This window comes from Pseudomonas sp. TH43 (assembly GCF_016650635.1).
Taxonomy (GTDB): domain Bacteria; phylum Pseudomonadota; class Gammaproteobacteria; order Pseudomonadales; family Pseudomonadaceae; genus Aquipseudomonas.
In genome coordinates this window covers 1,835,086-1,856,381 of the sequence record NZ_JAEKFI010000004.1, presented here as the reverse complement: position 1 = coordinate 1,856,381, position 21,296 = coordinate 1,835,086, and the positions used below count along the sequence as shown (strand labels likewise).

Below are 21,296 nucleotides of genomic sequence, written 5' to 3'. Positions count from 1 at the left end.
GGTGCTTTGCACGGGGCGCCCTTCCAACACTTCAAAGCATAGCTACGGCCTCAGGGTTTGCTCGGGCTTGAGGCTTGCGTTCGTCCGCTTTCCCAACCGCCGCCCAACGCGAGGAACAAATCGATCTGACTCATGGCCACCTGGGTGTTGGCCGCGGCCAGTTGCGCGGTGACATCGGTGTAGGTGCGGGTCGCTTGCAGATCCGCCAGGAACGACTCGCGGCCGGCCTGGAAGAAGCGATGCGTCTGGTCGGCGGCCAGTTTCGCCGACTGCTCGGCATCGGCCAGCGCATCGCGGCGTTGCAGCAGTGCGCTGTACTGGGCGAGGCCGGTCTGGGTTTCGCGAATGGCGTTGAGCACCACGCCGTCGAAATGCGCCAGTGCGCCCTGGGTCGTCGCCTCGGCTTCACGGATGCGCGCGCGGGCGCCGTTGGTCGGCACTTTCCAGCTCAGCGACGGACCGAAGCCCCAACGGTTGGTCGATGGATCACCGAGGTCGTCGATGATGCCGACGGTGCCGATGGTCGCGCCGATGCTGATGTCCGGGTACAGCTCGCCGGTGGCGACGCCAATCCCGGCAGTCGCGGCGGCCAGACGTCGTTCGGCCTGACGAATGTCCGGGCGTCGCTTGAGCAATGCGGTGCCATCACCGACCGGCACCCGTTGCGCGATTTTCGGCAGTTCGGCGCAGGTCGCGGTGCCGGCCGGCAACTGATCGACCGGCTTCGCCAGCAACATCGACAGGCGGAACAGCCCGGCCTGACGCGCCGCTTCATAACGCGGCATGTCGGCGCGCAGGGATTTGAATTGGGTTTGCGAGCGGGTGACTTGAGTTTCGTCGCCACGGCCGGCATCGCGCAGACGCTGGATCAACGTCGTGCCTTGCGATTGCAGGTCGAGGGAATGCTGGGCGATTTCGCGTTCTTCGTTGGCCGCACAGACTTGCGTGTAGGCACGAACCACGTCCGCGACCAAGGTGATGCGCGCGGTGTCTGCCGCTGCTTGAGTGGCGTCGGCGTTGGCCTTGGCGCCTTCGATGCCGCGCTGCAACGTACCCCACAGGTCAAATTGGTACGAAGCGCTGATGCCGATATCGCCAACATTGGCCACCGGCACCTTCTCCGGCAACAGGTATGCCTGTCCGGCTTCCTGCAAGCGCTGAGCGCCCATCTTCACCCCGGCGCTCCAGCCTCCGGCAGCTTCGGCCTCATCGACCTGAGCACGGGCGCGCTGCAAGTTCGCGGCCGCCACGCGCAGATCAGTGTTCGAGGCCATGGCCTGCTGCACCAGTTGATCCAGACGCGGATCTTTATACAGCCGCCACCAGTCCGCCGGCACCGGCGCCGAGACCACTGGCTTGCCGTCGACCGCCAGCTCGCCCTGAAAATCCTTGCGCTGAACCGCCGCTTCCTCAGGCAGGTGATAGTCCGGCCCAACCATCTGGCAGGCCGAAAGCATCACGCCCAACCCGGCGATCATCAGGGCCCTGCTCATTGCTCAGGCTCCTGCTTGCGATTGTCGACTGGCTGATCGTCGATGATCGACACCGTGGCCGTACGCCCGGCGATCATGCGGAAGTCTTCCGGCACGTCGTCAAAGGCAATCCGCACCGGAATCCGCTGCGCCAGCCGCACCCAACTGAAGGCCGGGTTGACGTTGGGCAGCAGGTTGCTGCCGCTGGTGCGGTCACGGTCTTCGATACCGGCAACGATGCTTTCGACATGCCCACGCAACTTCGCGCGGTCGCCGATCACACGGATATCCACCGACTGGCCGACATGAATGCCGTCGAGTTTGGTCTCTTCGAAATAGCCGTCGATGTGGAACGAGTTGCTGTCGACCACCGACAACACCGGACGCCCGGCGGTGACGAATTCCTGCGGGCGTGGCGCGCGGTCGTTGACGTAGCCGTCCACCGGGCTACGGATCACCGAGCGGTCGAGGTTGAGCTGCGCGCTGTCCACGGTGACCATGGCTTCGGCCAGCGCCGACTGCGCGCGGGCGACTTTCGATTGGCTTTCTTCAAGCTGCTCGGCCGGCACCAGGTTGCCGAGACCCCGGTTACGCTTGGCTTCACGCTGGGCCTGAGCCAACGTTTCTTCGCGATCGGCGACCGCCGCTTTGGCCTGTCGCAGCGCCAGTTTGAAGCGGTCCTGATCGATGCTGAACAGCACCTGGCCGCGCTTGATCAACTGGTTGTCTTTCACTTCAACCTGCTGAATCAGTCCGGACACATCCGGGGCAATCTGGATGATGTCGGCACGGATATGGCCGTCACGGGTCCACGGAGCGAACATGTAATACATCACCATGCGCCAGACGAGGACAACGGCAAAAGTCACGATCAGCAGGGTCAGTACCACGCGACCGATAGTCAAAAACGGTTTTTTCATGTCATCAGGTATCGACTGAGTGAGTCCACGCCGTACAGCAGCACGGCGTAGAGGGCCACGTTGAACAATGCCCGGTGCCAGACCAGACGGTAAAAGTGCACGCGCGTAAGCACGGCATGCACCAACAAAAACAGCACATAAGTGATGCCCATCAACACCAGCAGGGTCGGCAGGAAAATGCCGCTGATGTCCAGATCACCGATCATAGGGGCGCTCCATCGGGCAGCGGTTCTTCGGGCTCGGCGCTGGAAACGAATTCGACGCCGGGCAGCAACGCCAGACGCAAACCGCTCAAGGCGTGCAACAGGTGGAAACGGGTTTCCTCATCGCCGTGGCCATTGAGCGCGCGGCGGGTACGATCCAGTGTCATCAACAAAGGGGCCGGCGCCGGCAAGCGTTCGCCAGCCTTGAGGCAAGCGCGGAAATACTCACCGACTTCACTGACCACTTGCTGCAACAAAGCGTTCGGCGCGCCCTTCACCCGCGGGGTGTAGGCGAGCAAGTCGAGCAGGTTCAGACCGACGCGCACTTCGCGCATGGCAATGCCGGTGTCCTGGCCAGTCAGCGCCAGGCGCGGCAAATGCTGCATCAGTCGATCGAGCAACTGCACGCCCAACTGACGGTGCTCGGCGAGGTTGGCCGGCTCGGTCATTTGCACGATGTCTTTCCAGCTGAACCGGGTCAGGCGCTTGGCCGCCAGTTCGGCGCCGAACGGGCGCGCCACCAGCGTCCAGATAAACGCGAACAACAGACCAATCGGCCCCGCCAGGTTGGAGTTCACGAAGGCGAAAAAGTCCGCATCGTAAGCGCCCTGAATGCTGATGAACGACGAGGTGTTGACCAGCGTCAGCAGCATGCCGAGGTAAAAACGCGGCTGCACCGTGAGTGTGCCGACGCAGATGAACGGGATGGAGAACGCCAGCACCAGCATCGGGAAATCGTGCAGGTTGGGCAGAATCAAAAACAGATAAAGACTGGCGAACAGCACTGACATGCCGGTCCAGAAAAAGAACCGGTAGATCTGCGGTGCCGGGTCGTCCATCGAGGCGAAGAAACTGCACGCCACCGCCGCCAGAATCACCGCGCTGCCGCCGTCCGGCCAGCCGAGCAAAATCCACAGCACCGAGGCGACGATGATCGCCAGAATCGTCGAGGCCACCGAATACATCATCAGGCCACGGTCGAGAAACGGCTTCAGACGACCGAGGCGCCAATGGCGGTAAACCGCGCGCCAGTTGTCCTGCCGTTCACAAACAATCGCGTCCTGCAGGCTGCGGCAGTCCTGCCACAGATCGATGAATTCACCGAGGCGATAAATCGAGTTGGAAAACAGCAGCTGGCGGCGATCTTCCAACGCTGCGGCGCTGGGTTGCAGGGCCTCAAGCTGATTTTTCAGCGCTTGCCAACGGTCGAGGTCAGCGTCCTGATAGCCGAGCCATTCACGGGTCGCGACCAGCAGCGGTTGGAATTTTTCCACCAGCTCTGGCGTGCGCCGTTCAAGGGCGTACAGCGAATCTTCCAGCGCATCGATCACTGGCAGCAGATGGATCATCCGCCCGCGCAGTTCCTTGGTATTGCGCACGGTTTGCGGGCGCGAGCCTTCGTGGGGCAACTGGCCGATCATCAGTTCGAGGCTGTTGAAGTTGGCGACCATGGCCATGCGCAGCGCAGTGACTTCTTCGGGCTGCACGTCGCGGCTTAGGAATTTCAGGCTGTAGGTCGTCGCGTCGGCGAACCATTTGCTCACCGCGTCGTTGAACACCGGCGCCAAGCGACGCGGCCAGAACATCGCGCCGACCACGGCGGCAACGGTGATGCCGAGAAAAATCTCTTCGGTACGCGCTTCCGCCACGTCCCACACCGCCAGCGGGTTATCCACCACTGGCAGAGCAATCAGCGGCAAGGTGTAACCGGCGAGCATCAGCGCATAACTGTTGGCGGTGCGCAGATGCAGGGACAGAAACAACAATATCCCCGTCCACAACGCGATCACCACCACTAGCACATACGGGCTCTGGACGAACATCGGCACGAAAAAAACCGCTGCCGCAGCACCGAGAAAGGTGCCGATGGCACGGTACAAGGCTTTGGAGCTGGTCGGCCCGAGGAACGGGCTGGAGACGATGTACACCGTGGCCATCGCCCAATACGGACGCGGCATTTGCATGAGCAAGGCGATGTACAGCGCAATCATCGACGCTGCAAAAGTCCGCACCCCGTAAAACCAGTCACGGGCCGGCGGAATGCCGGAGAAAAAACCGTTCAAGAATTGACCACCACTGGCGGATTGGCCGCCTCAAAAGCTCTGAGTACCCGAAGCGTAGCTTCCAGATCGCTTTGATCGATGCCTTCAAGCACCTCGTGACGCAAGCGCACCAGTTCGATCTCGACGGCCTGCACCAGTTCACGACCGCTGTCGGTCAGGCTCAAGCACTTGGCCCGGCGATCGTGCGCATCTTCGGTACGGCAGACGTAACCCGAATGACACAACTGATCGAGCAGACGCACCAGCGACGGACTCTCCATCCCGGCTGCTTGCGCCACCTGCACCTGCCGCACGCCCTCGCCCAACCGCCCGATCATCAACAACGGCACGGCGCAGGCTTCGGAGATTCCATAGTTGACCAGCGTGGTCTGGCAGATCTTCCGCCAATGCCTGGCGGCCACCACCATGGCACTGCTGATATTCATCTGGAGAGCGTCGAGGGAATCTGGCACGGGGAAATGCACACTGTTAGTTTGCTAACTATCAATATCGCATTGGAGGGGAAAATCAGTCAAGTTTTGAAACAAATCTACCCGTTGGTCGTAAGCAGCGACTCAGAGTTCCTAAATGGGTACTAACGATGTATATACCTCGTTAGTACCGGAGCATTTCAAGGAATCAAAATGACAAAACAAGCTGTTTTTACAATGAAACTTGAGCCTGAACTGCGCGAGCAATTCATGGCTGAGGCAGAAGCCTCACATCGTCCCGCTTCGCAGATCATGCGAGAAATGATGCGTCAGTTTGTTCGGACTCAACAGGAAGCCCGAGAGTACGAAATCTTTTTACAACGCAAAGTCGACCTTGCACGAGAATCAATGTCTGCCGGTGACGGTATGTCTAACGAAGAAGTTGAAGCACAATTCGCCGTCAGGCGCAGGCAGGTAGAAAATCAAGGATGAGGATTATCTGGACGAAAAGGGCAGTACAGGACCGTGAAAATATTTGGGACTACCTCCACGCAGCAAACCCAAAAGCAGCCCTCGAGATGGATCGCCGCTTCACTGAAGCGGTTTCCCGAATATCCCAAAACCCCAAAATTGGCCCCGTCGGAATAATTGCGGGCACTCGCGAACTAATACCCCACCCAAGTTATCGTCTTGTCTACCAACCGAATCACGATGTGATCTGGATACTGACACTGGTTCACACGGCGCGGACCTGGCCTTTTCCCACTTAGTAGCTAGCCCGCCCGCCCCTTCCGCAACAACACATTCAACTGATCCACCACCTCCGCCCAATCGGCATCATCGAGAATCTCGTCACGCAAAAAATCCGCCTGACTCTTCGACCAGAAAAACGCGTCCGCCAAATGCAGCTCGGGTTTCAGCGGCGAATGGGTGGCGATGAATTGGTCGATGCTGGTCGGGTCATTGTCCAGGCCGAGTTGTTTGAAGAGGGATGGGAGGCTGTGGGTTGGTTGTTCCATTGCTGAGCTCCTTCAATATGGGGTGTTTGGAAGATTATTCGCGAGCAGGCTCGCTCCCACAGGAGACCTTGGGTGCTCACGTTTTTGTGTTCACATGAAAATCCATGTGGGAGCGAGCCTGCTCGCGATGGCGTCAGCACTGGCGCTGAAAAACCTAATGACTCAACTCCCGCACCTCGGCATGCGGCACCATTTTCAGAAACTCGGGCATGCTCATGTGCAGCAGATTGTGATGATTGCCGGCCTCCAGATAGATGTCTTGCTGACGGGTCAGCAGCGGGTCGATGACCATGTCCAGCCCGTAGGAATCTCCCAGCGGCGGCACCGCGCCGCGCTCGCAGTCGTCGAAGATGTGCGCCAGGTTGCTTTCGCGGGTGATCTGCCACTCGCCGCTGCTACGCACCTTGCTCAAGTCCAGGTGACGGCTGGCCGGCAGAACGGCCATCAGGAAATGCCCGTGGTGATCGTCGAGGATCACCGATTTCGCCACCCGCTCGGCCGGAACCCCGGAAACGCGGGCGGTTTCCAGACTGCTGGACGAGTGCGGATGGGCGAGGATGTCGTACTCGCAATGCGCCCGAGTCAGGCTGCCTTGCACTTTTTTGGCCATACGCATGATGCACCTCGGTATTGCGCTGAACGTTTGTTCCTGTGTCTTTGAGTCTAGTTCGACGGGCCACCGACGAAGGGAAATCCGCTCACCGGACACATCCGCACATTGATCAAAATTCATCCAGCGCAACCCTCAACTAGACTGAAAGAACCAGTCATGACTCTCGCGGAGGGTCACGTGAACAGCCGATGTTGTGCGTTTGCCTTGTTACTCCTGATCAGCGGATCGGTACTCGCTGCCGACACGCCGTTGCCAGCCATGAGCCCGATAGGGCTGTGGCTGATTACGTTGGGCATCGTTTTCCTGATCGCCGAAGCCGCCCTGCCCAATTACGGCGTGATCGGTCTGGGCGGGATCATCATGTTCGTCATCGGCGCGCTGATTCTGAGCAACGCCGAATTGCCGGTGCCAATGATGATCGGCCTCGGCCTGATCAGCGCCTTGTTGTTGATGGCTTTAGTCATTCGTGCCCTGAAAACCCGCCCGCGCCACGCCGTCAGTGGCGATGCCGGCCTGCTCGGCAGCGTGACGGCGATCACCAACGTGCAACCGGGCGATGCGCGCAATGGCTGGGTACAACTGCAAGGCGAGCGCTGGCAAGTGCTCAGCGCCACACCGCTGCAAACCGGGCAATCGGTGCGCGTGGTGGCTCGCAAGGGATTGTTGCTGCAAGTGGCCGCGGCTGACGCGGCGCCGCTCGGAGAGTGATCATGGGTCTGCAAATAGGTTTTGTTGCGCTGCTGTTATTGGTGATTGCCCTGGCCGGGTCGACGTTCCGCATCCTGCGCGAATACGAACGCGGCGTGGTGTTCCAGCTCGGGCGGTTCTGGCAGGTCAAAGGGCCCGGATTGATCCTGCTGATTCCGGTGGTGCAGCAAATGGTTCGGGTCGACCTGCGCACCGTCGTCCTCGACGTACCGCCGCAAGACGTGATCACCCGCGACAACGTCTCGGTCAAGGTCAACGCGGTGCTTTATTTCCGCGTGCTCGATCCGCAGAAGGCGATTATTCAGGTCGAGGATTTTCTTTCCGCCACCAGCCAACTGGCGCAGACGACGTTACGCGCGGTGCTTGGCAAGCATGAACTGGATGAGCTGTTGGCAGAGCGTGAACAGTTGAACATCGACATCCAGCAAGTGCTCGATGCACAGACTGACGCCTGGGGCATCAAGGTTGCCAACGTCGAAATCAAGCACGTCGACCTCAACGAATCGATGGTGCGGGCCATCGCCAAACAGGCTGAAGCCGAACGCGAACGACGGGCCAAGGTGATCCACGCCGAGGGCGAATTGCAGGCGTCGGAAAAACTCATGCAGGCGGCTGAAATGCTCGGGCGGCAGCCTGGCGCCATGCAGTTGCGCTACATGCAGACGTTGAGTTCGATTGCCGGGGACAAGAGTTCGACGATTGTCTTCCCACTGCCGATCGAATTACTTAAAGGGATGGCGGATCTGTCCGGAAAATCCTGAAAAGCAAAAGATCGCAGCCTTCGGCAAATCCTACAGGGACACGTGCAGGCGCTGCCGAAGGCTGCGATCTTTCATGAGTTGCGCAGCAACTCCAGATCCACAAAACAACGCTGAGCAAAATGACGCACTCGCTCTTTCATCAACGCCGAAGCCTCACGACGCTTGTCTTCACCATCGGCAACGAAGGATTGCGACGGCTGCTTCGCGTGTAAATCCACCGCCGCAAACACCTGCTGACGCTGTACATCATCCAGGCGAAAAAACCGCCCCAACTGCCCCGCCATTGCATCTGGCAACTCGCTGTAATTCACCGGCAGCCCGCCCGAATCGCGGCAATGCGCCAATCCGGCCTCAAGCAACCGGCCCAAGCGTCGGGCGATGAAATCCTCGCGACCTGCGAACGGCAAACCGTCCTCCAGCACGCAGTCACCAAGCATGCCCGGCACCATGTGCATGCCCGGGCGGCGCAAATGGGAGACGGCGATTTCCAATGGATCGCGATACACAAACAGCCACGGCGTATCCGCAAAACATTCCTGCAACCGCGGCCATTCGCCGATGTTCCAGGCGTCGAGCTTGATCACCAGTCGCTGCTCGACACCGCGCCGTCGCTGCCCGTAGGCCGAGAGCAATCCACAGATCGCCGCCTGTTTTTGCGGGGCAGGCAAATCGCTGCGCAACAACGCATCCAGCGGTGGCGGTTCGGATATCACGATGTGATCGTCGAGTTGCGCGAGCATCTGACTGATCAGCGTCGAACCACAGCGCGAGGCGTGCAGAATGAAAGCGCTTGGCGCCAAACCCGGACTCTGCGCGTGCCAATCGCTGAGTGCCGACAGCGGTGTCTGCCGACGGAAAGCCTGATTGAACGGCAGGCGCAGTGCATCGTCGACCGCGTCGCGGAAAAACGGCTGGTGCAACGGCCTGTCACCAAACCAGCACCAGTCCACCTGCCACTGCCCGGCAACCGGCCAGACACGAATCGGCAACCAGCCATCGAAATTCAGCCGTGCCATTGTTCATTCCATTGCCGGCGACCGTTGCGCATCGCCGCGCGAAGTTCTTCGCGCGAGAACGGCAAGCCTTGTGCGGCAGCCAACTTCAGGGTTTGGGTGATGAACTGTTCAGGATCGTGCAGCTCCCGCAAGACACGCGACAGCGAAGCATCCTTGGCGACCAGCCGTTGAAAACACTGCAATGTCGACTCGGCCAACTGCGGTTCAGGGGTACTCGCCAAGCCCTCGGCAATCCACTGTTCCAGCCACGCATCGGGCCGGCAGTCGAGGACCAGATGAACCCGCGCCGATGTATCGCGGTTGTCCACGCGATGCGCTCGCGCCAGATCGAGAAACCAGCATTCCCCCGCCCTCATCGGGATGCGCTGGCCATCGAGCCAGAAATCCACCTCGGGCGGGCTGAGCAACGGGATGTGCAGGCGCAGATCGGCGTCCGGGCCATCGAGATCGTAGTCCCGATGTTCGTGAATCCGTCCACCCGGCCCCAGACGTAACAAGCGTGCACTGACGATTTTCAACGGCAGATCGCGCAGCCCTTGTTGCCAGCGATCATCCAGCAACCACGGTGCGCGACACAGCGGCGAGCCGCGTCCGGGGGATAACTCGGTCAGTGCATCGGCCGCCGAAATCAGCGCCACGCCGCTCCAGTCTCCCGAAAAGTAATCGGTATTGAAGTGACTGCGCCAAGCGTCATCGGCAATCGCCGCCAGTGCCCGCAACAACAGCGGCAAATCCACCGTCACCGGCAGACGCGAAAACGCCGGTCGGCTCATGCGTGTGGCAACACCGAACATTCGCCGAGCCAGGTCAGCAGGCGATCAAGGCAGGCTTCGACCGATTGCGCGCCGGTGTCAACCACCAAAGATGCGTGCAACGGTGGCTCGTACGGCGCCGACACCCCGGTAAACCCAGGCAGTTCACCGCGTCGCGCCCGGGCGTAATGCCCCTTCGGGTCGCGCTGCTCGCACACCGCCAATGCTGCGCTGCACCAGACTTCGCGATAGTCCTCACCCAAACGGCGGGCGAACACGTCGCGCAACTCTGGCAGCGGCGCGATCATCGCCAGAATCACGATCTGTCCGTTTTCCACCAGCAACGCCGCCAACTCGCTGGCGCGGCGAATGTTTTCCAGCCGATCCGCATCGGTGAATCCCAGATCGCGATTTAGGCCGACACGCAAACCATCCCCGTCGAGCACCACGCTTTGCACACCTCGTTCAAACAACTCGGCGTGCAGCGCTTGCGCCAGCGTCGATTTGCCCGCCGCCGGTAGCCCCGTCAGCAGAATCGCCGCACCGCGATGGCCGTTACGGGCCTCGCGTTGCGTGCGGCTGACGCTGGCGCTCGGTGCCAGCAGATCATTATTGCGCCGGAGCATGGGCCACCACTGGCACCGAAATATCCCCCGCTGCCCACGCCGATTCGCGGTTGGCCAGTGCCGTGGCAATCGACTGCACTTCAGTTGACTGCACTTGATCCGGCAGAGGATCGAGGCCGGCGCTGGCGAAGATCTGGCCGTAGGCGTTGCGCAAATCGGCGTACGACAGATCGCGGCGCAGATCAGCTTGCAGGTTGTTCAATTCACCCTGAATCAACTCCAGTTCACCAATACCGGCAGCCTGATGACGGTTGCGCAATTGGCCGACGATTTGCCCGTCGATGTCTGACAGTTGCTGGTTGGTCTTGAACTGGCGCAGGGCTTCTTGATAGTTGGCGTTGGCCACATAGAGCTGTGCCAGCACCGCAATCGACATCGCCTGCCGCCGTGCGGTGGCGACTTCCTCACCGGCCTTGGCGACGTTGATCGCCGCCGGAGCGGAAATCACGCTGAACAGATTCCAGGTGATTTTGACGCCGTAGTCGGCCCAGCCCTGTTCGACCAGGAACGAGTTGCTGTCGTAATGCCCACCGGCAGAAAACTCCAGGCCCGGCAACAGACGCAACATGGCTTTGCGGGTTTCGGCGGCGCTGATGCGCGTCTGGTAATCCTGCTCGCGCAGTTCCGGGCGACTGGTCAGGGCTTCTTGCTCAAGCTTGGCCAGATCGACCTTGAGCTCGGGAATCTGATAACCGTCATCGGTGGCCAGGGTCAGGTTGGTGCCCAACGGCAGGTTGATCAGTGTCGCCAGTTCGGTTTTCGCCAACGACAAGGCGCGGCGCTGCTCTTCGAGTTGGCGCGTGGCTTCGATCAGCGAACGTTGATAACCGAGCGCTTGCACCGGATCGCCAATGCGTTGATCACTCAGGGTCTGGCTGTTGTCACGGGCGGTCTGCACCCGCGCCATCAGGCTGTCGATCTGCTTGAGCAGACGCTCGGCCGCCATCGCCCGCCAATAAGCCGAGCGCACGTCCTGGACGATGGTGTTGATCACCTTGCGCCGACGTTCCTGCACGATCAGGCGCTGGTCGCCCTGCTGCTTGGCGCTGATGTAGCTGACGCCGAAGTCGAGGACGTTCCAGACCATGGTCAGGTCGGCGACGTCGCGGTCACGATCCTGCGAGGTCGACGGTTCCAGAGACTGGGTGCCAGTGCGCACGCTCTGGCTGCTGGAAGCGTTGACGTTGTTGCGTCCGACGTAACCGGCGTCCAGCGCCATGCGCGGCAACATGTCGAAACTGGCGAGGTCGAGCTGCCGTTTGGCCAGCGCTTCCTCCATGATCTTCAGGCGGCCTTCGAGGTTGTATTTCACCGCACGGGCCATGGCCTGGTGCAGGGTCAACGGGCCGCGCAGCGGTTCCTGATCCTTGTACATACTTTGCAGATCGGTTTTCGCTCGTTGCTCGCTGACACTGCGTTCAATCGGCTCACTGGTCACTGCACACCCGCTGATCGCCAGCGCCAGCAGGCTGGCGCCGAACAACTTCTGACTTTTCTTCATCCCTGGATTGCCCCTAGGTCCCGCACAGTGTTGAGTAATTGTTTTCAGGCCGATATTTCGCTGATACCGACCTGTTGCAGAGCTGCCGCCAGGCTATCGACCCGGTGCTGCTCGGTGTCTTTGAGTTCTTGCAGTTGCTGCCCCAGCGTAGGTGCGCCAAACACGCCGCGCAGGCCCTGGGAAACATCGCCGGCCTTCAGCGACTGGCTGCCGAAGGCGTTCAAGGAATCACGCTCGGTGGCGCTGTTCTGGTTGAACAGGCTCGCCAGCGTGCTGCTGGCGAATACGCCGCCATCACCACCGCCAAAGCCGAGGAAACCGTGGCCGGAACCATCGCCGCCGCTGTCACTGCTGCTGAACACTTGTGCGATGTAGCTGCGGCTGAGGGCCCCGTGATTGATGAAAATATCGCCAATCGGACGAATGCCGTTGCCGATCACTCGTTGCTCGAACAACGGCGCGAAAGTCAGCGGTGAGCCGAGATCGCCGGTTGGCGCAGTAAAGATGATCGGTTGCAACGGCACGTTCTGCGGCGGTGGCGGCACCACCGGGTCGCTGCTGCGAATCAGTGGATCCGGGATCACGACGCTGGTCGGCGTGGTCGGCACGATGGGTGGAATGACCACCGGCACGGTGTTGATCGCGTAGTTGTTGGAGCTGCTGACACCGCTGCCGCTGTTCCCGGACGCATCGCTGACCCCGCCACTGTTGACGCTGATCGCGTTGCTGGCGCTGTTGACGTTGGCGTTCGGCGTCAGGGTTGCGGTCCAGGTCTTGCCGCCATCGCTGCTGCTCAGGTTGGACAAGGTGCCATTCGCCACCGCGATGTCTGACAGATCGAAACCACTGACCGCCTCGTTGAAGGTGATGGTCACCTGCGAGGTCTGGCCGATGCCGATGTTCGGGTTGGCAATCACAACCGTGGCGCTAGGCCGCTCACTGTCGAGGGCGTAATTGTTCGACACCGCGACGGTACTGCCAACGTTGCCGGCCAAATCGGTGACGTTGCTGGTGTCCAGCGCAATGAAGTTGCTCGGGTCGGTGACATTGGCCGTCGGCGTGAAGGTCGCGGTCCAGGTCTTGCCGCCATCGCTGCTGCTCAGGTTGCTCAAATCGCCATTGGTCACGCTCAGGTCGGACAGATCGAAATTGCTCACGGCCTCGCTGAAGGTGAAGGTCACCGTGGTGGTCTGGCCGATACCCAGGTGTGGATTGGCGACGACAATGTCCACCGTCGGCCGGGTCGCGTCGAGCACGTAATTGTTGGAAATCGCGATGCTGGCGCCGAGGTTGCCGGCCAGATCCTGAACCCCCGCCGTGTCGACAATGATCAGGTTGGTGGTGTCGTTGACGTTGGCGGTCGGCGTCAGTGTGGCCGTCCAGGTGATGCCGCCATCGCTGCTGGTGAGGTTTGAAAGCGAGCCGTTGGCGACGCTGATGTCCGACAGATCAAAACCGCTCACGCCTTCGCTGAAGGTAATGGTCACCGTGGTGGTTTCACCGATGCCCAGGCGATTGTCGGCGACCACAATGGTCGCGGTCGGCAACGCGGTGTCGATGGCAAAATTGTTCGAATCGGTGGTGCCGACACCACTGTTGCCGGAAGCATTGGTCACGCCGCTGTTGTCGAGGCTGATCAGGTTGCTGGTGTCGGTGATGTTCGCGGTCGGTGTGAACGTCGCGGTCCAGGTAATGCCGCCGTCACTGGAGGACACGTTGCTCAACGTGCCGTTGGCGATAGTCAGGTCAGCATTGGTGAAAGCGCTGACGGCCTCGCTGAAGGTGATCGTCACCGTCGAGGTTTCCCCGGCCTTGAGCGCGGTATCCGCCACGACGATGGTCGCGGTCGGCACTTCAGTCTGCACCGCGTAGTTCGCCGAATTGGTGGTACCGGTGCCGGTATTGCCGGCCAGATCGCTGATGCCGCTGTTGTTCAGGACGATCAGGTTGGTGGCGTCGCTGACGCCAATGGTCGGGGTGAATGTCGCCGTCCAGGTGATGCCGCCGTCGCTCGATGTCACGTTGCTCAGGGTGCCGTTGGCGACGCTCAGATCGGAGTTGTCGAAACCGCTGACCGCTTCGCTGAAGGTGATCGTGACGAGCGCGGTTTCGCCGGGACGTAGATCGGTATCACTCATGACAATCGTGGCGGTCGGGCGCTGGCTGTCGACCGCGTAGTTGTTGGAATCGGTGGTGCCGCTGCCGGCATTGCCAGCCACGTCAGCGATGCCGGTGTTGTCCAGAGTAATCAGGTTGCTGGTGTCGGTGATGCCGGCCGCCGGGGTGAACGTCGCGGTGTAAGTGATGTTGTCCGAGGTGGTCAGCCCGGAGACCGTGCCATTGGCCACGGTCAGGTCGGCCGAGGTCAGACCGAACACGGCTTCACTGAAGGTGAAAGTCACCGTCGTGGTCTGGCCAACACCCAGCGCCGTGTCGGCAATCACAATGGTCACGGTCGGACGCTGGGTGTCGATGGCGTAGTTGTTCGAATTGGTGGTGCCGCTGCCCGCATTGCCGGATGCGTTCTGCACTCCGCTGTTGTCGAGGGTGATGAGGTTGCTCGCGTCGGTAATGTTGTTCGTCGGGGTAAAGGTCGCCGTCCAGGTAATACCGCCGTCGCTGCTGCTGACAGCGGTCAATGTGCCGTTGGCGATGGTCAGATCGGCATTGGTGAAACCGGTGACTGCCTCGCTGAACGTAATGGTTACCGTGGTGGATTCGCCGATGTTCAGAGCGTTGTCGGCAACGACGATGGTGGCCGTTGGCGCCACGGTGTTAATGGTGAAGTTACCGGAGTTGGTCGTGCCCGTGCCGGCGTTGCCTGCCAGGTCGGCGATCCCGGTATTGGCCAGGGTAATGATGTTGGTTGCGTCATTGATCCCGACTGTCGGCGTGTAAGTCGCCGTCCAGGTGATGCCGCCATCACTGCTGCTGACGGCGGTCAATGTGCCGTTGGGAATCGTCAGGTCAGCGTTGTTGAAGCCGCTCACCGCTTCGCTGAAGGTAATGGTCACCAGCGAGGTTTCGCCAGCGCTCAAGGTTGGGTCGGCCACCACGATGGTCGCGGTCGGACGTTGGGTGTCGATGCTGTAGTTGTTCGAATTGGTGGTTCCGGTGCCGACGTTCCCGGCCAGGTCGGCGACGCCAGTGTTATCCAGCGTCACCAGATTGGTGGCGTCGGTGATGTTCGCGCTCGGTGTGAACGTTGCCGTCCAGGTGACGCCGCCATCCGCGCTGCTGACCGCCGTCAGGGTGCCGTTGGCGATGGTCAGGTCGGCGTTGGTGAAACCGCTCACCGCTTCGGAGAAGGTGATGGTCACCAGTGAGGTATCGCCGATTTTCAACGTGTTTTGCGCGAACACCACGGTGGCGGTCGGCCGCACGGTGTCGACCGCGTAATTGTTCGAGTCGGTGGTGCCGGTGCCGGCGTTACCGCTCAGATCGCTGATGCCGGTGTTGTTGAGGGTGATCAGGTTGGTCGCGTCGGTGATGCTCGCGGTCGGCGTGAACGTCGCCGTCCAGGTAATGCCGCCGTCGCTGCTGCTGACCGCCGTCAACGTGCCGTTGGCAATCGTCAGGTCGGCGTTGGTGAACCCGGTCACCGCTTCGCTGAAGGTGATGGTGACCAGCGAGGTTTCGCCGATTTTCAGCGCGTTGTCGGCGACCACGATGGTCGCCGTCGGCCGTGCGGTGTCGATCGCATAGTTGTTGGAGTTGGTGCTGCCAGTGCCGGCGTTGCCGGCCAGGTCATTGACCCCGGTATTGTCCAGAGTGATCAGGTTGGTGGTGTCGGTGACGCTCGTGGTTGGCGTCAGCGTGGCGGTCCAGGTGATGCCGCCGTCGCTGCTGCTCAGTCCGCTCAAGGTGCCGTTGGCCACGGTCAGGTCGGCGGTGGTGAAGCCGCTCACCGCTTCGCTGAAGGTGATGGTCACCACAGAGGTTTCGCCTGCCGCCAGATTGGTGTCGGCAACGACAATGGTCGCGGTCGGCCGCACGGTGTCGACCACATAATTGGCCGAATCGGTGGTGCCGCTGCCAGCGTTGCCGGCCAGATCCGCCACCCCGGTGTTGTCCAGGGTAATCAGGTTGGTGGCATCGGTAATGCTCGCGTTCGGGGTGAACGTCGCGGTCCAGGTGATGCCGCCGTCGGCGCTGCTGACGTTGGTCAGCGTACCGTTGGCAATCGTCAGGTCGGCGTTGGTGAAACCGCTCACTGCCTCGCTGAACGTGATGGTCACCAGCGAGGTGTCGCCGATTTTCAGGGCGGTGTCTGCCATCACGATGGTTGCGGTCGGTCGCTGGGTATCGATCGCGTAATTGTTGGAGTTGGTAGTGCCGACGCCTGCCACGCTGTCGGACACCGCCGTCACCCCGGTGTTGTCGAGGGTGATGAGGTTGGTGGTGTCGGTAATGTTGTTGGTCGGCGTAAAGGTTGCCGTCCAGGTGATACCGCCGTCGGCGCTGGACACATTGGTCAGCGTGCCGTTGGCAATGGTCAGGTCGGCGTTGGTAAAACCGTTTACGGCGCGGCTGAAGGTGATGGTCACCAGCGAGGTTTCGCCGATTTTCAGCGCGGTGTCGGCGACCACGATGGTGGCGGTCGGCGGCTCCACGTAAGCGGTGTTGAGCGTACCGCCGCTGGTGTAGATCGCCGCGTAGGCCAACGGAACAGTACCCGACACACCGCCACCGAGTTCCGTGCCGCCGGCGCCGCTGCCGGCAGCGTTGCCGCTGAGGGCGTTGAAGTTGGCGGCGGTGATCAATACCGTTCCGCCCTGGTTCCAGATCGCGCCGACGCCGCGCCCGCCATCGCCGCCGTTCAGATTGTTGCTGCCCAGACCGCTGCCGCCGCCACCACCGCCGCCTGCGCCGATGTTGTTGCTGATGACCGAGGTGCCGACGATTTTCAGGGTGCCGGTCGAGGCGTTGTAAATACCGCCGGCGGCATTGCCGCCGACGCCACCGACCTTGTCCCAGCCAGAACCGCCACCACCGCCGCCAATGGAAATGGTGCCGTTGCTGGCCGTGCCGCCATTGCCACCGTTGCTGTAATCGGCCGTGCCAACCCCGCCGACGCCGCCCGTCGTGGAGCCACCGCGACCGCCCATGTGCGTTGCGTCGTAACCGCCACCGTAACCGCCAACGCCGCCGCTGCCGGCCTGACCGCCCAGTGTGCCGGTGCCGGGCCCGGCAGTGCCGCCATGGCCGCCACCCTGACCGCCAAGGCCGCCGCCGCCGCCCCCACCGCCGCCATAGTTGGCGCCCGTGACACCACCGCCACCGCCACCGCCCGCCGCTGCGTTGCCGGTGACCGAGACGTTGTTCAGCGTGAGAATACCGGCGTTGAAAATCCCGCCGCCCATGGCGCCGGTCGCCCCGTAGCCGCCATTGCCGCCGTTGCCCGAAACCAGGCCGCGAGTGATCACCAGACCATCAAGTGTCACGGTGCTGCCAGACGTGACTTCCACCACGCGAGTCTTGTATTGACCATCGAGGGTCACATCGGCGACGCCGTCATTGTTCAGGTCGCCATCGACGGTGATGTTCTTGTTGATCAGCAATTCGGAAGTCAGCTGCACGGTCATGCCGGAACTGAAGGTGACGATATCGCCGTTCTGCGCCGAAGCCAGGGCTGCGCGCAGCGAGCCGACCCCGGTGTTCGCATTGTTGGTAGCGGTCCACGTGGCCAAGCCCCACTGATATTCACTCATGGCCTTGGTCGACAGCACGTTGGCACTTTCGATGTTGCCGGTGGCGATCTCCAGATCCCAGTCGCCACCGACGCCGGTACGGTTGTTCGAAGCCGCCACATCGCGACCGGTCAGTTGCGCCAGCGAATCAACGAAACTCAAACCGCGATCGCCTTCAGCGGTGTAGCAGCCGTAGATCAGGATGTCGCCGCCGACATTCATGTCCTTGCCGATCTCGCCGAGGATCGCGCTGCGTTGCGCGACGTTGTCGGCAGACAGATAGCTGTTGCCCAGCCACAGATCACCGGCATTGCCGTGAGCAATGATCTGCACCGAACTGACGCCCTGATGCTGACTGAGGTAATCGGCGATCTGCTGCAAACCGTCCTTGCTCGCATCGAGCTTGACCACTTGCGTGCCGGGCGCGACGCCTTTGAGCAGGCTGTCGGCATCCTTCACCCGGGAGTCGACGAACACCACGCTTTGGCCCGGCACGGCGACGGGGCTGGCGGCCGGGGTGGCGTCGGCCTGACCGTGGGTGTCCTTGCTCGCCGCCGGATGATCGGTTGCCGGTGCCTTGGCGGCATCGGCGGTCGGGTGACTATCCGCTTGGGCGGCCGTATCGGCGACGGTTGCGGCGACCGCGCCATCGAACAGCATGCGTGGTTCCAGCGACATGATCATTGGCGCAGCCAGCGTCCGTTGGCCCCCGGATACCCGCGACTTTTGCTTGCTCCACCACATGCTGCTCACCCGAAATCGAACGACTGTACGTAACGCATCAATGAAAAACGCCGCGATCAACTGAGCGCGGCGTCGGACTTCATACGAATGACATTGGCGGCGCTGGCTGAGCCATCGAGCCAAAAGGACAAATCCGCGTATTGCTTGAACAGGTCAGGCGGCAGGATAGTGCGGCGCGACTGCAGGGCGACCTTGGGTTTGACCTTGTGCAGGCCAGCCACGCCAAGGGCCTGATCGAATTCCGGGGCGTCATAAGCCAGGTGTTCGAAGTCGTGTTCGAACCACGGCTCGCCGATGAACTCGTAGACCAGCCGCAGCACCCGCTCCGGGGCCTGGGTCAGCAAGTCGTAGTCGATGATCAACAGCGAGTCGGCATGTTCGCCGTAATAGGCTTCCTTGAGCGCCGCCCAGGCAAAACCGACCAGCCGATTGCGCTGGGCCAGGGTTTCGCAGCGGCTATAGACCGTGTTGCGTTCAACGGCATCGCCGAACAACTTGGTGTTTTCATAGGGATTGGCGCGGTACAGCCGCTCGAGGCTGTCCATTACCCAAGCGACGTTGCGCACACAGGCAATGACCCTGGCCTTGGGAAACAGGTCGTTGATCGCCGGCAGTCGGGCGCTCCACTGCCGGTTGGTGTCGAACACCACCGGTTTGTCGACCTTGTCGGCGTAGAAGGAATCGAACAGACCGCGCAACAGACGACGGCGCATCTGGGTGTCGATGACGGCGCCGAATTCGCTGCCGGCACTGCATTGCTCGAGGACACTGGAGAACAGCGAACCGACCGGGCTGGTCATGCCGGCGTGAAAGCGCGGGTTCTGCAAAAGGATCGCAGAAAGCAGGGTCGAGCCTGAGCGCGGCAAGCCGGAGATAAAGTGGAACTGTTGCAATCCCTTCACCGTAATCGGAAGTCCTTTTGTCCGACAAAGCGTAGTTCAACGGCAACCCTGCGACTAGTAGTGTTTTGACATCAAATCAGAGCAAAAAGAACTAAAAGGTTAATTTTTAATCGCGAATTTTTAGGTGAAACGTTTTTGTTTCGGCATACCTCATTCGCCGCTCGAATTCGCCGTGAATAATCGCGCCTGCACGCCCCCGGCGTGGACTTCTGCGCGAACCTTCCACGCCGCGGGCAATGGCAGAAACTCTGCCGGCTCGTCGAGCGCGCCGATCAGCCAGACCCGAGGACTGCCAGCCACTTCGGCAAGGCTGTCGAGATAGACGTCGGCGGTTACCAGCGTGCCAAATCCATAATCGTTCGGCCGCGTCGAGTGACCATCGGCGGCGGGTGGCGTGAAGAGGCGCACGTGCGCGCCGGTGCGGTCGTAGTAGACGTAACTGAGGTACCAGAGCATGTCGCTGGTGATGATTTGATCGCCAGGCTGAAAATGCAGATTGACGTAATTCACCACCCGATCTAGCTGATCATTGCTGTCGACCGTGGCGTTGTTGCTGACTCCCACCCACTCGACCCCGACCAGCGACATCAGCACCGCCAACGCCAACACCCGCACGCGGCTGTACAAACGGTCGATGGCCAGCGCCGCCAGCAACGGCAGGCCCAGCGCATAGGCGGTCAGATAACGCTCGATGAACACTGGCGTGATGAACGACACCGCAAACACCAGCACCAGCGGCAGGCCGGTGTACAACGCCAACAAAACGCTGCCACGTGACACGCTGCGATCGCGGATCACCGCCACCGCCGCCAAGGCCAGCAGCGCCAACGGTAATGCGGCGAAAACCGCCACGGGCAAATTCTCGCCATCGTCCTGAATCAGCCAGGACCAGATCATTGACGGCAGCGAACTCAACGTCACCGGCGGTTCCCAGCCCACATCGCCGCCAACTTTGAGCTGCTCCATGTGCTGCGTCAGATCGAGCAGGTTGGGTAACCAGGGCAGGTACAACACGACAATCGCCAGATTCGCCAGCCACCAGGCCGGACGTTGGATGTGGCGGAATCGATAACCGCGCTGCACGCGGATCACGCCCAGATAAATCCAGTGACACAGCGCCGCCAGCACGGCGAAGTAATGGGTGTAAAACGCGGCGCCCATCAACAGCGCATAAAACACCAGGTAACGATGCCGTTGCGGACGCCGGATCCAGTAGACCAACGCCAGTGTCGCGGCGAGCAGCAGCAAGCCCAGCAGCGAGTACATGCGCACTTCCTGGCTGTAGCGCACCGCCGTCGGCAACAGCGCCAGCAGTAAACCGGCGAGCATCGCCGCGCGGCGAGTGGCCAGTCGATCCACCAGCCAGATGCCCAGCCCGACGGCCGCAATGCCTGCCAGTGCGCTGAGGCTGCGGATCGCGAGAATGCCGTCGCCGAACAGCTCGATCCAGCCGTGCAGCAACATGAAGTACAGCGGCGGATGCACGTCGAACGCCGCGTGGTGCCAGATCTCGCCCAGCGAATATTGCGCCAGCAACAGGCTCGAACCCTCATCGCCCCACACCGCGGCGGCCGTCAGATCGTAAAAGCGTACGGCCGCCGCCAGTAGCAGGATCGGCAACAGCCAGTGTTCTCTGACCCAACGAATCACGCGCAAGCTGCCAAACCACGACCCTGGCGTCGCGTGTGGATCCTGGGTGTCGCCCACCGGCGTTACTCTGTTTACCGCCATTGCTGCCTCTCGCCGCGCCACGACACTACGACCGTATGAATCCGTAAACCTGCCAGTCACTTTAGGTCAGTCGCACAAGAATCGTCGATGCCGGTTTGCGCTTTCACGACATCCGGCAACCTTGCCGATCCGCGTCTACGCTCTGGCGTGGCGTGACCTGGCCAC

18 protein-coding genes are annotated in these 21,296 nt (G+C 61.4%); 4 read left to right on the top strand and 14 right to left on the bottom strand.

Annotated features, from left to right (window positions below):
* Positions 1 to 50: 50 nt before the first annotated feature.
* The 5 genes from JFT81_RS24805 to JFT81_RS24785 are packed head-to-tail and all read right to left on the bottom strand — an operon-like array spanning position 51 to position 5,083.
* Positions 51 to 1,493, bottom strand: coding sequence for an efflux transporter outer membrane subunit (locus JFT81_RS24805; RefSeq protein WP_201229716.1), 1,443 nt, complete (start codon positions 1,491 to 1,493; stop codon positions 51 to 53).
* Positions 1,490 to 2,392, bottom strand: coding sequence for an HlyD family secretion protein (locus JFT81_RS24800; RefSeq protein ID WP_201229714.1), 903 nt, complete (start codon positions 2,390 to 2,392; stop codon positions 1,490 to 1,492). The genes JFT81_RS24805 and JFT81_RS24800 overlap by 4 nt, the downstream gene beginning before the upstream one ends.
* A complete protein-coding gene (locus JFT81_RS24795; RefSeq protein WP_007917703.1) occupies positions 2,389 to 2,598 on the bottom strand; it encodes a DUF1656 domain-containing protein in 210 nt (69 codons plus the stop codon). Before JFT81_RS24795 ends, JFT81_RS24800 begins: the two co-directional genes overlap by 4 nt.
* Entirely contained in the window at positions 2,595 to 4,658 is a 2,064-nt protein-coding gene (locus tag JFT81_RS24790) for an FUSC family protein (RefSeq protein WP_201229712.1), read from the bottom strand. Before JFT81_RS24790 ends, JFT81_RS24795 begins: the two co-directional genes overlap by 4 nt.
* Positions 4,655 to 5,083, bottom strand: a complete 429-nt coding sequence (locus JFT81_RS24785; protein WP_201229710.1) for a MarR family transcriptional regulator — start codon at positions 5,081 to 5,083, stop codon at positions 4,655 to 4,657. The genes JFT81_RS24790 and JFT81_RS24785 overlap by 4 nt, the downstream gene beginning before the upstream one ends.
* 198 nt (positions 5,084 to 5,281) lie before the next feature.
* On the opposite strand from JFT81_RS24785, the gene JFT81_RS24780 reads away from it, so the two are divergent.
* Together JFT81_RS24780 and JFT81_RS24775 are read left to right on the top strand one after the other, a co-directional pair.
* Positions 5,282 to 5,560: an antitoxin of toxin-antitoxin stability system gene (locus JFT81_RS24780; protein WP_201199492.1), complete on the top strand. Its 279-nt coding sequence runs from the start codon at positions 5,282 to 5,284 to the stop codon at positions 5,558 to 5,560.
* Complete coding sequence (locus JFT81_RS24775) at positions 5,557 to 5,838, top strand: type II toxin-antitoxin system RelE/ParE family toxin (RefSeq protein WP_201199490.1); 282 nt, start codon at positions 5,557 to 5,559, stop codon at positions 5,836 to 5,838. Before JFT81_RS24780 ends, JFT81_RS24775 begins: the two co-directional genes overlap by 4 nt.
* Before the next feature lie 3 nt (positions 5,839 to 5,841).
* On the opposite strand, the gene JFT81_RS24770 is transcribed toward JFT81_RS24775, so the two are convergent.
* Positions 5,842 to 6,087: a DUF2789 domain-containing protein gene (locus JFT81_RS24770; protein ID WP_201229708.1), complete on the bottom strand. Its 246-nt coding sequence runs from the start codon at positions 6,085 to 6,087 to the stop codon at positions 5,842 to 5,844.
* Between the two features lie 154 nt (positions 6,088 to 6,241).
* Entirely contained in the window at positions 6,242 to 6,703 is a 462-nt protein-coding gene (locus JFT81_RS24765) for a YbaK/EbsC family protein (RefSeq protein WP_201199488.1), read from the bottom strand.
* A gap of 153 nt (positions 6,704 to 6,856) precedes the next feature.
* On the opposite strand from JFT81_RS24765, the gene JFT81_RS24760 reads away from it, so the two are divergent.
* A complete protein-coding gene (locus JFT81_RS24760; protein ID WP_201229706.1) occupies positions 6,857 to 7,408 on the top strand; it encodes an NfeD family protein in 552 nt (183 codons plus the stop codon).
* A gap of 2 nt (positions 7,409 to 7,410) precedes the next feature.
* On the top strand, positions 7,411 to 8,169 hold the full coding sequence (locus JFT81_RS24755) for a slipin family protein (RefSeq protein WP_003220464.1): 759 nt from the start codon (positions 7,411 to 7,413) through the stop codon (positions 8,167 to 8,169).
* 71 nt (positions 8,170 to 8,240) lie between these two features.
* On the opposite strand, the gene JFT81_RS24750 is transcribed toward JFT81_RS24755, so the two are convergent.
* The 7 genes from JFT81_RS24750 to JFT81_RS24720 all read right to left on the bottom strand — a co-directional run bounded on the left by JFT81_RS24750 (position 8,241) and on the right by JFT81_RS24720 (position 21,131).
* The gene (locus JFT81_RS24750) at positions 8,241 to 9,185 is read right to left on the bottom strand and encodes a sulfotransferase family protein (RefSeq protein ID WP_201229704.1); all 945 of its coding nucleotides are present in this window, start codon (positions 9,183 to 9,185) and stop codon (positions 8,241 to 8,243) included.
* Positions 9,173 to 9,958, bottom strand: a complete 786-nt coding sequence (locus JFT81_RS24745; RefSeq protein WP_201230637.1) for an aspartyl/asparaginyl beta-hydroxylase domain-containing protein — start codon at positions 9,956 to 9,958, stop codon at positions 9,173 to 9,175. The genes JFT81_RS24750 and JFT81_RS24745 overlap by 13 nt, the downstream gene beginning before the upstream one ends.
* Entirely contained in the window at positions 9,955 to 10,563 is a 609-nt protein-coding gene (cysC, locus tag JFT81_RS24740; RefSeq protein WP_201229703.1) for an adenylyl-sulfate kinase, read from the bottom strand. Before cysC ends, JFT81_RS24745 begins: the two co-directional genes overlap by 4 nt.
* Positions 10,547 to 12,064 carry a TolC family protein gene (locus JFT81_RS24735; protein ID WP_201229702.1) on the bottom strand — a complete coding sequence of 506 codons (1,518 nt, stop codon included), beginning with the start codon at positions 12,062 to 12,064 and terminating at the stop codon, positions 10,547 to 10,549. The genes cysC and JFT81_RS24735 overlap by 17 nt, the downstream gene beginning before the upstream one ends.
* Positions 12,065 to 12,108: 44 nt before the next feature.
* On the bottom strand, positions 12,109 to 18,498 hold the full coding sequence (locus tag JFT81_RS24730; RefSeq protein WP_201229701.1) for an Ig-like domain-containing protein: 6,390 nt from the start codon (positions 18,496 to 18,498) through the stop codon (positions 12,109 to 12,111).
* Positions 18,499 to 18,554: 56 nt separating this feature from the next.
* Positions 18,555 to 19,400, bottom strand: a complete 846-nt coding sequence (locus JFT81_RS24725) for a sulfotransferase (protein WP_201229700.1) — start codon at positions 19,398 to 19,400, stop codon at positions 18,555 to 18,557.
* A gap of 150 nt (positions 19,401 to 19,550) precedes the next feature.
* Positions 19,551 to 21,131, bottom strand: a complete 1,581-nt coding sequence (locus JFT81_RS24720; RefSeq protein ID WP_201229699.1) for a glycosyltransferase family 39 protein — start codon at positions 21,129 to 21,131, stop codon at positions 19,551 to 19,553.
* Between the last annotated feature and the right edge of the window lie 165 nt (positions 21,132 to 21,296).

Coding starts and splice junctions, on each gene's coding strand:
- JFT81_RS24805 (WP_201229716.1), bottom strand. CDS start 1,493: ATGAGCAGGGCCCTGATGATCGCCGGGTTGGGCGTGATGCTTTCGGCC.
- JFT81_RS24800 (WP_201229714.1), bottom strand. CDS start 2,392: ATGAAAAAACCGTTTTTGACTATCGGTCGCGTGGTACTGACCCTGCTG.
- JFT81_RS24795 (WP_007917703.1), bottom strand. CDS start 2,598: ATGATCGGTGATCTGGACATCAGCGGCATTTTCCTGCCGACCCTGCTG.
- JFT81_RS24785 (WP_201229710.1), bottom strand. CDS start 5,083: ATGAATATCAGCAGTGCCATGGTGGTGGCCGCCAGGCATTGGCGGAAG.
- JFT81_RS24780 (WP_201199492.1), top strand. CDS start 5,282: ATGACAAAACAAGCTGTTTTTACAATGAAACTTGAGCCTGAACTGCGC.
- JFT81_RS24775 (WP_201199490.1), top strand. CDS start 5,557: ATGAGGATTATCTGGACGAAAAGGGCAGTACAGGACCGTGAAAATATT.
- JFT81_RS24770 (WP_201229708.1), bottom strand. CDS start 6,087: ATGGAACAACCAACCCACAGCCTCCCATCCCTCTTCAAACAACTCGGC.
- JFT81_RS24765 (WP_201199488.1), bottom strand. CDS start 6,703: ATGCGTATGGCCAAAAAAGTGCAAGGCAGCCTGACTCGGGCGCATTGC.
- JFT81_RS24760 (WP_201229706.1), top strand. CDS start 6,857: ATGACTCTCGCGGAGGGTCACGTGAACAGCCGATGTTGTGCGTTTGCC.
- JFT81_RS24755 (WP_003220464.1), top strand. CDS start 7,411: ATGGGTCTGCAAATAGGTTTTGTTGCGCTGCTGTTATTGGTGATTGCC.
- JFT81_RS24750 (WP_201229704.1), bottom strand. CDS start 9,185: ATGGCACGGCTGAATTTCGATGGCTGGTTGCCGATTCGTGTCTGGCCG.
- JFT81_RS24745 (WP_201230637.1), bottom strand. CDS start 9,958: ATGAGCCGACCGGCGTTTTCGCGTCTGCCGGTGACGGTGGATTTGCCG.
- cysC (WP_201229703.1), bottom strand. CDS start 10,563: ATGCTCCGGCGCAATAATGATCTGCTGGCACCGAGCGCCAGCGTCAGC.
- JFT81_RS24735 (WP_201229702.1), bottom strand. CDS start 12,064: ATGAAGAAAAGTCAGAAGTTGTTCGGCGCCAGCCTGCTGGCGCTGGCG.
- JFT81_RS24730 (WP_201229701.1), bottom strand. CDS start 18,498: ATGTGGTGGAGCAAGCAAAAGTCGCGGGTATCCGGGGGCCAACGGACG.
- JFT81_RS24720 (WP_201229699.1), bottom strand. CDS start 21,131: ATGGCGGTAAACAGAGTAACGCCGGTGGGCGACACCCAGGATCCACAC.